At 43.8% G+C, this 12,152-nt stretch carries 10 protein-coding genes; 9 read left to right on the plus strand and 1 reads right to left on the minus strand.

Going from position 1 to position 12,152, the window contains the following annotated elements; genetic code table 11:
* The first annotated feature begins 41 nt into the window (after positions 1-41).
* Positions 42-1,013: a GlxA family transcriptional regulator gene (locus tag CKY02_RS04775; protein ID WP_112894418.1), complete on the plus strand. Its 972-nt coding sequence runs from the start codon at positions 42-44 to the stop codon at positions 1,011-1,013.
* Here the strand turns inward: CKY02_RS04775 and prpR are convergent, their stop codons facing one another.
* The gene (prpR, locus tag CKY02_RS04780) at positions 1,014-2,678 is read right to left on the minus strand and encodes a propionate catabolism operon regulatory protein PrpR (RefSeq protein WP_112894419.1); all 1,665 of its coding nucleotides are present in this window, start codon (positions 2,676-2,678) and stop codon (positions 1,014-1,016) included.
* 323 nt (positions 2,679-3,001) lie between these two features.
* Here prpR and prpB point away from each other — a divergent pair, with 323 nt between their 5' ends.
* The 8 genes from prpB (at position 3,002) to CKY02_RS04815 (ending at position 12,141) form a co-directional block, all read left to right on the plus strand.
* A complete protein-coding gene (gene prpB, locus CKY02_RS04785) occupies positions 3,002-3,892 on the plus strand; it encodes a methylisocitrate lyase (protein WP_112894420.1) in 891 nt (296 codons plus the stop codon).
* Positions 3,893-3,952: 60 nt separating this feature from the next.
* Positions 3,953-5,119 (plus strand): bifunctional 2-methylcitrate synthase/citrate synthase, encoded by a 1,167-nt coding sequence (gene prpC / locus CKY02_RS04790; RefSeq protein WP_112894421.1) that lies wholly within the window; start codon positions 3,953-3,955, stop codon positions 5,117-5,119.
* A 55-nt stretch (positions 5,120-5,174) separates the two neighbouring features.
* Positions 5,175-6,626 (plus strand): bifunctional 2-methylcitrate dehydratase/aconitate hydratase, encoded by a 1,452-nt coding sequence (locus CKY02_RS04795; protein WP_112894422.1) that lies wholly within the window; start codon positions 5,175-5,177, stop codon positions 6,624-6,626.
* 72 nt (positions 6,627-6,698) lie between these two features.
* A complete protein-coding gene (locus tag CKY02_RS04800; RefSeq protein ID WP_112894423.1) occupies positions 6,699-8,597 on the plus strand; it encodes a propionate--CoA ligase in 1,899 nt (632 codons plus the stop codon).
* Positions 8,598-9,201: 604 nt separating this feature from the next.
* A complete protein-coding gene (locus CKY02_RS24325; RefSeq protein ID WP_162120074.1) occupies positions 9,202-9,360 on the plus strand; it encodes a hypothetical protein in 159 nt (52 codons plus the stop codon).
* A 131-nt stretch (positions 9,361-9,491) separates the two neighbouring features.
* Entirely contained in the window at positions 9,492-10,802 is a 1,311-nt protein-coding gene (gene ectB, locus CKY02_RS04805) for a diaminobutyrate--2-oxoglutarate transaminase (protein ID WP_193493045.1), read from the plus strand.
* A 16-nt stretch (positions 10,803-10,818) separates the two neighbouring features.
* Positions 10,819-11,667, plus strand: a complete 849-nt coding sequence (locus CKY02_RS04810) for a cupin-like domain-containing protein (RefSeq protein WP_112894424.1) — start codon at positions 10,819-10,821, stop codon at positions 11,665-11,667.
* A gap of 18 nt (positions 11,668-11,685) precedes the next feature.
* Positions 11,686-12,141, plus strand: a complete 456-nt coding sequence (locus tag CKY02_RS04815; protein ID WP_112876702.1) for a GNAT family N-acetyltransferase — start codon at positions 11,686-11,688, stop codon at positions 12,139-12,141.
* The last annotated feature ends 11 nt before the right edge of the window (positions 12,142-12,152 follow it).

Consider the following 12,152-nt stretch of genomic DNA (forward strand, 5'->3'; position numbering starts at 1 on the left):
CCAATATTGCGACGATTTACGCCAAGTGCCATAATTGCCTTATGGACATTAAGACTCTCTATTTTCTGATCTTCCCCAACGTAAATCTGCTGGACCTTTCAGGGCCATTGCAGGTCTTTACCACAGCTAATGAGCTAGCAGAGAAGTCTGGTCAAAAACGGCTTTATGCCATAAAAGTCGTGGCTTGTGATCCCGGACAGGTAATGACACAGGCTGGAATAACTGTGCAGGCAGAACCTTTACCTAAGTTGGATTCTCCCGCCGATACTCTGATTGTTGCAGGGGGCATTGGCGTTGAGTCAGCGGCGAATCATCCGCCATTGCGTAATTGGTTAAAGGGACATGCATCGCTGGCTAGGCGTATTGTGTCTGTATGTAGCGGGGCATTCATTCTGGCTGCTTGCGGGTTGCTTGATGGCCGCAGAGTCGTTACGCACTGGAATAGCTGTGCCGAACTGGCCCGGCGTTACAGTAAGTTGCGGGTAGAATGTGATCCTATCTTTATTCAGGATGGCCCGGTGTGGACTTCTGCTGGTGTCACCGCAGGAATCGATTTGGCTCTATCATTGCTGGAGGAAGATTTCGGTCATAAACTGGCACTGGATGTTGCGCGGGATCTCGTTATGTTTCTCAAACGTCCTGGTGGACAGGAACAGTTTAGTGCTTCACTGGCATTACAAAGCAGTACGAGTAAATTTGCAGATCTGCACGCTTGGATGATTAACAATTTGGCGGGAGACCTTTCAGTGGCAGCTTTGGCCGCTCGTACCAATATGAGTGAACGTAGCTTCGTGCGCCACTATGGCCAACATGCAGGGATTACGCCAGCCAAAGCGGTGGAGCGATTCCGCCTAGAAGCGGCGCGTCATCTTTTGGTTGAATCCACGCTATCGCTCAAGTGCATAGCCTCCCGTTGCGGTTTCGGCTGTGAAGATACTTTACGCCGCAGTTTCTTCCGGGCGTTCAGTAGCACTCCACAGGACTACCGTAAGCATTTCAAGGCAACATTTTAGCTATTTATTCCCTGCCATCTCCTTCTTCAATCGTCGCCACAACGTAGTACGGCTAATCCCCAGATATTCCGCGGTTGCATGGTGATTGCCAGAAAATCGTTTCAAGGTTTCATGAGCTGAAAGTGGTGCAACAAGTGAAGATTGTTGAGTTAAAGAGGGAAAAGACTTCATACTTTGTTCTGCCAGCTTGAGTGTGGATTGGCGCTCCGGTGAAAGCGCCAATATCAATTCTGGTGTTAAGGTATGCTCAGGATGGGCACTAAGGTATAACGTGAGCCGCTCCATAAGATTACGTAGTTCTCGGACATTACCGGGCCAATGATAGGCTTGCAATGCCTCCTGACAAGCAGCGAGCTCTCGCACTCTTGATTGTGATACCGGCAAATTTAATGCGGCAAATGCTCGTCGCAGATATTCCAGCGCCAATATACCAATATCATGACCTCTTTCCCTGAGGGCCGGAATGTTGATGCGCAATACACTTAGGCGATAGAACAGATCTGTGCGAAAACGCCCTTCTTGAACCCAGGTATCCAAATCGCAATGTGTGGCGCAGATGATCCGAACATCAACGGCAATAGGGCGGTGTCCTCCTACTCTGACAACGGATTTTTCTTCCAGTACCCGCAATAGCCGTGTTTGAAGAGGCAGTGGCATTTCACCAATTTCATCCAAAAATAGCGTGCCTCGATGCGCAACCTCAAAAAGACCTGCACGACCTCCCCGCCGAGATCCGGTGAAAGCGCCTTCTTCATAACCAAACAATTCAGCTTCCAGTAAGGATTTAGCAATGGCGCCACAGTTAACGGCGACAAACGGCCGTTGATGTTTACCTGTAATCTGACCATACCGCAGGGCATATTCATGGTGAATGGCTTGTGCCACCAGCTCCTTCCCTGTACCACTTTCCCCCTGTATTAGCACTGTGGCAGGCGAGCGGGCGTATAGCATAATAGTGTTGCGCACATGTTCCATTACCGCTGAATCTCCCCGGATATCATTGAGAGTATGGCGGGTACGTAAACTATTCTCGGTTGGATAGGCAGAAATTGAAGCTTGGCTGAGCTTGGTCATTCTGGCAATATCCAGTGCGTCATGGAATGCCTGTCGAATAGAATCAGCAGAGTAGACAAAAACACCCACCAATTCAGCTTCATAGGAGAGGTCGGTAATTAGCCCGGCACCGACAATCACTTTAATGCCAATGGCTTTTAGTGCATTGACTTGGGCCCGTGCATCTTCTTCCGTTACGTAACTGCGTTGTTCAATACGCAAGTTGAACCGTTGCTGAAATTCTTCTAGCGCGGGTAATGTATTCTGATAGGTGATAACACCAATACGGGAGCTGATTTGTCGTGCACGGGCCAATGCCTGCATAAAATCAAAACCGCTGGCCTTAGCAATGATGACTGGTACTGACAAACGGCTTTTAAGATAGGCGCCATTAGAGCCGGCACAGAGCACGGCATCACAACATTCAGTTGTTAACCGCTGACGAATATGCTGAACCGCATTTTCAAACCCAAGTTGGATAGGCGTGATATTGGCCTGATGATCGAACTCTGGTGTGATATCACGAAAGAGATCAAAAAGACGGGAAACAGAGACTGTCCAAATGACTGGTTTATCACGGTTATCACGTTCTGCTGATGGTGCTTCTGCCATGCGATTCCTCATCTGTGTGCTGTTTTCGTTTTTCTTAGCTGAACTTTATTCGCTTTTCCCATCACAATAATTCAATGTTTCACAATTGTTTCATTCATGTTTCATAAAACGTAATTGATTCATTATGGAACAGATGAGTTTTTCTATCAATGGTACTTTCCTACAAAATAATAAATATTTTTATTGCTATTTTTTAAATTAAAAACAAAGTGTTAACTTTTTATTGTATTTGTTTTTTAAAACTATCAGCTATTTTTTACTTTATTGGTACGTATATTGCTATATAACAAATGTGTTTCATTATAATAACAATGAGGTCTTATATGACTCTTTCCTCTGCCGGTTTGGCATTTCGTCAGGCTATAGAAGCTGAATCCCCGCTACAGGTTGTCGGTACCATTAATGCGAATCATGCGTTGCTGGCAAAACGGGCGGGCTATAAAGCTATCTATCTTTCTGGTGGCGGTGTATCGGCGGGTTCGTTGGGTATGCCTGATCTGGGAATTTCAACGCTGGATGATGTGTTAACAGATATTCGTCGTATTACGGACGTATGCGATTTGCCATTGTTGGTGGATGCTGATATCGGTTTTGGTTCTTCTGCCTTTAATGTGGCTCGCACAGTGCGTTCCATGATTAAAGCGGGGGCGGCGGGGCTGCATATTGAAGATCAGGTCGGTGCGAAGCGTTGCGGTCATCGTCCGAATAAAGAGATTGTATCCAAAGAGGAAATGGTTGATCGCATCAAGGCCGCTGTCGATGCCCGTACTGATAAAAATTTCGTCATTATGGCTCGCACTGATGCTTTGGCTGTTGAAGGATTAGCAGCGGCGCTTGATCGGGCAAAAGCCTATATCGAAGCCGGGGCGGACATGCTGTTTCCTGAGGCGATCACTGAATTACATATGTATAAAGCATTTGCGTCAACAACCAGGGTTCCTGTATTAGCCAATATAACTGAATTTGGTGCGACTCCACTTTTCACGACTGAAGAGTTGAAAAGTGTGGATGTCTCTATTGCGCTTTATCCACTTTCTGCTTTCCGTGCAATGAATAAGGCAGCCGAGCAGGTTTACACCACACTCCGCCGAGAAGGGACACAGAAGAGTGTGATCAGCATGATGCAGACTCGCAACGAGTTATATGAAAGCATCAATTACTACGATTTTGAACAAAAACTGGATCTGCTTTTCTCCCAGAAAAAATCTCAATGACGGACATCCCCACCTAATTTCGTCGTTTTATATGGCATAAAAACAGTAGAGGTGATACCCATGAGCGAACAGAACACGATGACTGAGTTAACCACTTTAAAGCCTAAAAAATCGGTAGCCCTTTCTGGCGTCAGTGCGGGTAACACGGCACTTTGTACCGTTGGAAAAACCGGTAATGATCTGCACTACCGTGGTTACGATATTCTTGATCTTGCAACCCAGTGTGAATTTGAAGAAGTTGCGTACCTACTGATCCACGAAAAGTTGCCCTCCCGTGCTGAATTGGCTGCCTATAAAACGAAATTAACCGCACTGCGAGGTCTGCCGGGTAGCGTAAAGGCTGCACTGGAAACATTACCCGCGGCCGCCCATCCGATGGATGTTATGCGTACCGGCGTCTCCGTTCTGGGTTGTACATTGCCTGAGAAAGATGATCACAACCTCGCGGGAGCGCGTGATATTGCTGACAGATTACTGGCCTCTCTCAGCTCCATGTTGCTCTATTGGTATCACTATAGCCACAATGGACGCCGCATTGAGGTGGAAACTGATGATGTGTCGATAGGCGGGCATTTTCTGCACCTCCTGCATGGTAAAAAACCCGGTGAATCGTGGGAAAAAACCATGCATACCTCGCTAATCCTTTATGCGGAACACGAATTTAATGCCTCGACATTTACCAGCCGGGTTATTGCAGGAACTGGCACAGATATTTACTCCGCCATCATCGGGGCGATTGGTGCACTGAGAGGGCCAAAACACGGTGGAGCAAATGAAGTCTCTTTTGAAATTCAACAGCGCTATGAAAATCCTGATGAAGCAGAGAGTGATATTCTAGCGCGCTTGGCGAGAAAAGAGGTCATTATTGGCTTTGGTCATCCGGTTTACACTATTTCTGATCCCCGTCACAAAGTGATTAAAGATGTGGCTCTGCAACTTTCTAAAGAGGCAGGAACCACCAAAATGTTTGATATCGCGGATCGACTAGAAGCGGTGATGTGGGCCAATAAAAAAATGTTCCCAAATCTTGATTGGTTCTCAGCGGTTTCCTATCACATGATGGGCGTGCCAACGGCGATGTTTACACCGTTGTTTGTAATTGCCCGCACCGCAGGATGGGCTGCTCACATCATTGAACAACGTATTGATAACAAAATTATTCGTCCTTCAGCCAACTATACCGGGCCAGAAAATCGAGTATTTACGCCAATAGGTAAACGTGGGTAACGCTATTTTTGATGCAGAGATTCCTGCATGGGTGTTTTTTTAACAAGGAATTATTATGTCTACCTCTGTTGCAAGCAATCATCCTGAATATGATCAGGTCATTGTGGATATTGTGGATTATGTCATGGAATACGCCATCACATCATCCGTTGCCTATGAAACGGCTTATTACTGCTTTCTGGATACGCTGGGTTGTGGGTTAGAGGCACTGGAATACCCGGCCTGTAAGAAATTACTAGGGCCGGTTGTGCCGGGGACAGTGGTACCCAATGGCGTGCGGGTACCGGGAACCCAGTTTCAACTCGATCCCGTACAGGCGGCATTTAACATTGGTACGATGATCCGGTGGTTGGATTTCAATGACACATGGCTTGCTGCTGAATGGGGGCATCCATCCGATAACCTCGGTGGCATCTTGGCAGTGGCTGACTGGCTATCAAGAAATGCCGTTGCTGGTGGGAAAAAGCCGCTCACGATCAAAGATGTTTTGACGGGTATGGTTAAAGCACATGAAATACAGGGATGTCTTGCACTGGAGAATGCATTCAATAAAGTCGGTTTAGATCACGTCGTGCTGGTAAAAGTGGCTTCGACCGCTGTTGTTGCTGAAATGTTGGGGTTGAATCGAGAAGAGATCCTGAGTGCGGTATCATTGGCTTGGGTTGATGGTCAATCGCTGCGAACTTACCGCCATGCTCCCAATACCGGCTCACGTAAATCTTGGGCTGCCGGTGATGCAACATCCCGCGCGGTTCGCTTGGCCCTGATGGCGCAAAAGGGTGAAATGGGATATCCCTCGGTATTAACCGCAAAAACGTGGGGATTCTATGATGTCTTATTCAATGGTCAGCCTTTCAAATTCCAGCGTGCCTATGGCTCTTATGTGATGGAAAACGTGCTGTTCAAGATCGCTTTCCCGGCGGAATTTCATGCGCAAACTGCGGTGGAAGCGGCAATGAGCCTGCATCAACAACTGAAAGACGCCGATAAAACTATCAATGATATTACAAAAATCACTATTCGTACCCATGAAGCTTGTATACGGATTATCGATAAGCAAGGCCCGTTAAACAATCCTGCGGACAGAGACCACTGTATTCAGTACATGGTTGCGATTCCTTTGATCTTTGGTCATCTTACTGCGGCGGATTATGAAGATAGCGTTGCGGCAGATCCTCGCATTGATGCACTGCGGGAAAAAGTAGTGTGTGTTGAAGATCTTGATTTTACCCATGATTATCATGATCCGGAAAAACGCTCTATTGCTAACGCATTAACTGTTACGTTTACAGATGGCAGCCAGCTCGATGAAGTTAAAGTTGAATTCCCCATCGGCCATGCTCGTCGCCGTAAGGAAGGCATTCCATTATTGCTGAAAAAATTTAGAACCAACCTGGCACGTCAGTTCCCTGAAACGCAACAGAGGAGAATCCTGTCTGTTTCCCTTGACCGTTCGTTGCTAGAAAACATGCCGGTAAACGAATACCTCGACTTATACGTTATCTGAATTTCCAATACTATCGGCGGTCGCTCTCCCAAAGTGCCGCTCTATCATCTACGGCAGCACATAGGAGAGATTATGTCATTCAACGCTTTTTATCAGCAGTCCATTGATGATCCCAACGCTTTCTGGGCTGAGCAGGCGCAACGTATTTTCTGGCAACATCCTTTTGAGCAAGTGCTGGATTATAGCAATCCTCCTTTTGCTGGTTGGTTTTGCGGGGGAAAAACCAACCTATGCTACAACGCGTTGGATCGCTGGCTGGAAAGCCAGCCTGATGCTAAGGCGCTCATCACCATCTCAACAGAAACTCATAGTGAGAAAGTATTTACTTTCAGGGAATTACATCAGGAAGTGAATCGAGCGGCTGCCATGATGCTCTCTCTGGGCGTTAAAAAAGGCGACAGAGTTTTGGTTTATATGCCGATGATTGCCGAAGCGTTGTTTGTTTTGCTCGCTTGTGCCCGTATTGGTGCCGTTCACTCTGTTGTCTTTGGTGGTTTTGCTTCCCAGAGCCTTGCCACACGGTTGGATAATGCTGAACCGGTGTTGGTGGTGTCTGCTGATGGGGGAGCGCGTGGTGGAAAAATTATTCCTTACAAACCATTGTTAGATGAAGCCATCGAACTGGCGAACCACAAACCCCGCCATGTACTGATGGTTAATCGTGGACTGGCAGAAATGGTTTGGGTACCGGGGAGAGATATCGATTTCGCGACATTGCGGCAGGAGTACTTTGATGCTGACATTCCCGTAACCTGGCTTGAATCAAATGAAACCTCCTGTGTACTCTATACTTCCGGTACGACGGGCACGCCAAAGGGAGTGCAGCGTGATGTTGGCGGTTATGCTGTCGCACTGGCAACATCTATGGATATCATTTTTGGTGGTAAAGCGGGTGAGGTATTTTTTAGCACCTCAGATATTGGTTGGATCGTCGGGCATTCTTATATTGTCTATGCTCCTTTAATTGCAGGAATGGCGACGATTATGTATGAGGGGGTGCCGATACGGCCAGATGCGGGTATTTGGTGGAAAATAGTAGAAAAATATCAAGTAACACGGATGTTTTCAGCACCTACAGCTATTCGTGTACTGAAAAAATATTCGGTTGAATGTATTGGTAAATACGATATTTCATCACTTAAGTCATTGTATTTGGCGGGAGAGCCGCTTGATGAACATACCGCCCGCTGGATTGCCGAGGCTATCAACGTCCCTGTCATTGATAATTACTGGCAGACCGAGACTGGTTGGCCAATTATGGCTATCGCCCGTACGCTGGATGACAGGCCGAGTCGATTTGGCAGTACTGGCTTCCCGATGTATGGCTTTCATGTCAAGCTCATCAATGAACTGACTGGCGAGGCGTGTGGTAATAACGAAAAAGGTATGCTCGTTATTGAAGGACCTTTACCACCGGGTTGTATTCAAACTATCTATGGTGATGATACCCGTTTTATCAATACTTATTGGCGTCATTTCGATCATTCAGTTTATTCCACATTTGATTGGGGTATCCGTGATAGTGACGGCTATTATTTTATTTTGGGGCGTTCGGATGATGTGATTAATGTGGCCGGGCATCGTCTGGGAACGCGGGAGATAGAAGAGTGTATCGCCAGCCATGAAGATGTTGCCGAAGTGGCTGTGATTGGCATTAAGGATGCCATCAAAGGGCAAGTCGCGGTTGCTTTTGTTGTCCTCAAGGATGGGCGGGAGATCCAGAATGCCGAGCATTTTGCTATTTTGGAAAAGGTTTTGATGGATTTGGTAAATAAACAAATTGGTAGCGTAGGCCGTCCGGCACGAGTCTATTTTGTCTCTCAGCTTCCCAAAACACGTTCAGGAAAAATGTTGCGTCGAACCATGCAGGCAATATGTGAAGGGCGTGAACCCGGTGATCTTGCCCTAATTGAAAATCCTACTGCACTGGATGTCATTCGAGAAGCTGTTTCAGTAAATAGCTTGTCATGATATTGCGGCACTTTTATTTTTCCTTGTTGATTTTCTAAAGAGGAAAGTGGCATTTGAATATCTGAATGATTTCGTTTGTTGAGCACAACTATAACTCTTGTAATTAACTCCGAGGGTTTCTTTCTAATATATTCGTTTTTTTTGATTAGTGTTTGGCTTTTATTAGTGTTTTGTTTGTGTTAATGTTCAGCCTATGTTAATGTTCCCTTTGTACTTTAAATATAAAAAATTATTTCAAGATGTGTTTTACTTTTGCCTTCGCATAAGTTGGCTGGCTATTATTTTTCAACATATGTCGAAGTAGAGAATTAAATGGCACAAAGCTAATTGGCTATAATTTGAATGGGGTTATAACCGCAGTAGATTTAAAAATGGCATTGTGGAATAAAAAAGATATTAGAAATATGCGGAGTTCTATGTTTACAAAACCATTATGTGAATACAAGTCTATCCATACCTATTATAAAAGGCAACAATTACAGATAGCAGAAATGGCTATTTTTTAGAAAATATAGATTAGGGAATAAAATAGTGATATACCCTATGGATTTCAAGATGCATCGCGACGGCAAGGGAGTGAATCCCCGGGAGCATAGATAACTATGTGACCGGGGTGAGCGAGTGCAGCCAACAAAGAGGCAGCTTGAAAGATGACGGATATATGATGAAATGCGCTTCAAACCTGTATTTATCGGTAGAGGATTTAGGGCTGTATGTATGGTCGAAAAATAGGAAAATACCCGATTACTTTGATAGGTTTTAAGCTAAAGATTATAATGAGAAAGTTACAACAGAAATAACTTTTTTAGTTATTATTTTATGATTGTCTCAATATAAACAGATTACTCCGACTTAAATCAATTTGGCTTTTATCTGAATTACTGTGGAGTTATTATGGAAATAGAAGAAATATTTAATAATTATGAGTCTAAAGCTCGTTCATATTGCCGTAGATTTCCCGTAGTATTTAGAAGTGGTATAGGTTCTACCTTAATCGATATAGATGGTAACAGTTACATTGATTTTTTATGTGGCGCTGGCGCGCTGAACTATGGACATAATAATACAATCATAAAACAACAAATTTTTAAGTATATTCAAGATGATGGTATTATTATGGGGCTTGATTTGTACTCGGAAGCAAAAATGGAGTTTATATCGACATTTGTTGATAAAATTTTGCAACCAAGACAGCTTGAATATCGTTTACAATTTACCAGCCCTACGGGTACGAGCGTCATTGAATCTGCGGTAAAATTAGCAAGAAAGTATACAAAAAGAGAAAATATTGTTTGTTTTACCAACGCCTTTCACGGTATGACAGGGGTGTCGCTCAGTTTAACAGGTAGTCAACATCATCGCCAACCTGGGTTATATTCTCAGATTACGCGCTTACCATTTGATGGTTATATCGATGGAGAATTTAATTATATAGGATATTTTAGAAAGCTACTTACCGATTCCAGTTCAGGGGTTGATCTTCCCGCAGCGGTAATTCTTGAGACTGTACAGGGAGAAGGCGGATTAAATGTTGCTTCTGTTGAATGGTTGAGAGCGTTGAGAGAATTGACCGAAGAGTTCAACATTCTACTAATCGTTGATGACATTCAATCTGGTTGTGGTCGTACCGGAACATTCTTTAGTTTTGAGCGCGCAAATATTAAACCTGATCTCGTTTGTCTTTCCAAATCTATTGGTGGTATTGGGCTGCCTATGTCTTTACTGCTTATTTCTCCTGATATCGATGTGTGGAAACCGGCAGAAGACAACGGCACATTTCGAGGTAATAACTTAGCATTTGTTGCTTCAAAAGCAATGTTAAATGAATATTGGGGCGACAGCTCTTTTCAGAAAATAATTCAGTATAAGGCTGAATTAATCCGAACGCACTTGAACGCTTTAGCTAAAGAGTATCATGAACTTGTACTGCGAGTTAAAGGGATTGGATTCATGCAAGGTATAGAAATGATTGATTCCTCATTAACACAGTATTTGGTGAAGCATTGTTTTGAAAATGGTTTGATTGTGGAGTTGTGCGGCCCCAATGATGAAGTGTTGAAATTGATGCCTGCTTTGACTATTGATGAAGAGACACTTGTAAAAGGATTGAAGATTATAGAACAGGCTTTCGCCAGTTTAAAAGCGAGGAACAGTGATAACGTCGAAAGTAAAGTTCAAAGGTTACCGGTTAGCAGCAATTATTAGCTAGGAGTGTAGAATTATGAGCCGTGTAGTAGAACTTACTAAGTTTAATCAGCTTGAATTTCATCAGACACTTGCTCGGGGATACGTAATTGTTTACCGAGGATTATTGCAAGACTGGCCTGCGATAAGACAATGGGATGCTAAATACTTTCAAGATAAATGTCCTCAAATTGACATTGTGATCAAATTTTTTGATGCAAATGGCGTGCGTTCTGAGCAAACCAAAATGTATCGTTATTTAGAAATTCTGAATGCATATAAAAAAGGGGAGATGGGTAACGATATTCCCTATTGTCATGACATTCCTATCTTTTTACAAGCTCAGCAGTTACTTGATGATGTTGGTGATTTTCCTCTAACTATTTTGCCAAAGCTTTATCGAAATGAATGGTGGAAATTTGTTCAATTTTTTATGTCTCCAGCCGGCGCTATAACGCCACTGCATTTTGATACTTTAAGAACGAACAATCTATTTTTTCAGATAAAGGGAAGTAAAAGATTCTCTTTTATTCCTTGGGAAGAAAGAGATGCTTGTTCTCGTCGAGGGTGGCGCTGGTTTGAGTATAATCCTGAAATTCAGCATGTGGGTGAGATAAACAAATCCACGATTGAGGTGCATCAAGGCGATATATTAATCATGCCAGCGGGTATGCTTCATCATGTAAGAACGTTGACTGATAGCATTTCTTTTAATATCGATTTTCATACTCGATCTTCGGCCTTTGTCAGTTTTAAGAGCATTAAAGAAAAAATGCCGAGTGAAAATTTGTATTACAATTGGCTAAGTTTATGTGGACTTTTGGGATTAATGAAGCGCGAAAATTTTTTCGAGAAGTACCGCCCGTATCTTAATTATATTTCTTAGAAAGCGAGTAGGTTAATTATGAAAGTATCTTTGATTGATGTCGATAAAGACAACTATGAGGATGTAATGTCTCTTGAAGTTGAACCTGGACAGGAAGTTTTCGTCGCACCAAATTCAGAGTCAATTGTCGAATCACATTTTAATGAATATTGCAGAGCAAGAGTGATCTGCTACGACGAAGAGGTGGTGGGTTTTGCAATGTATGAGCGCTGCGTTAATGAAGGCAAACCCAACGAATATAATCTGTATCGAATGATGATTGATAAGTCTTACCAAAACCAAGGTATTGGAGGAGCGGCGATGCAGTTATTACTGGATGAAATGAAACAGCAGCCTGATTGTCACAGGATTACTGTCTGTTATGACGAAACTAGCGAACGCCATAAATCATTTTATCAACGTTTTGGTTTTGTGGAAGTGGGCTATTATGATGAATATGAGGAAATGCTGGCTGAAATTATTGTTAGGAGATGACTTTAATGAGC

The sequence above is a fragment of the Photorhabdus bodei genome, assembly GCF_003287735.1.
In the GTDB taxonomy this organism is placed as follows: domain Bacteria; phylum Pseudomonadota; class Gammaproteobacteria; order Enterobacterales; family Enterobacteriaceae; genus Photorhabdus; species Photorhabdus kayaii.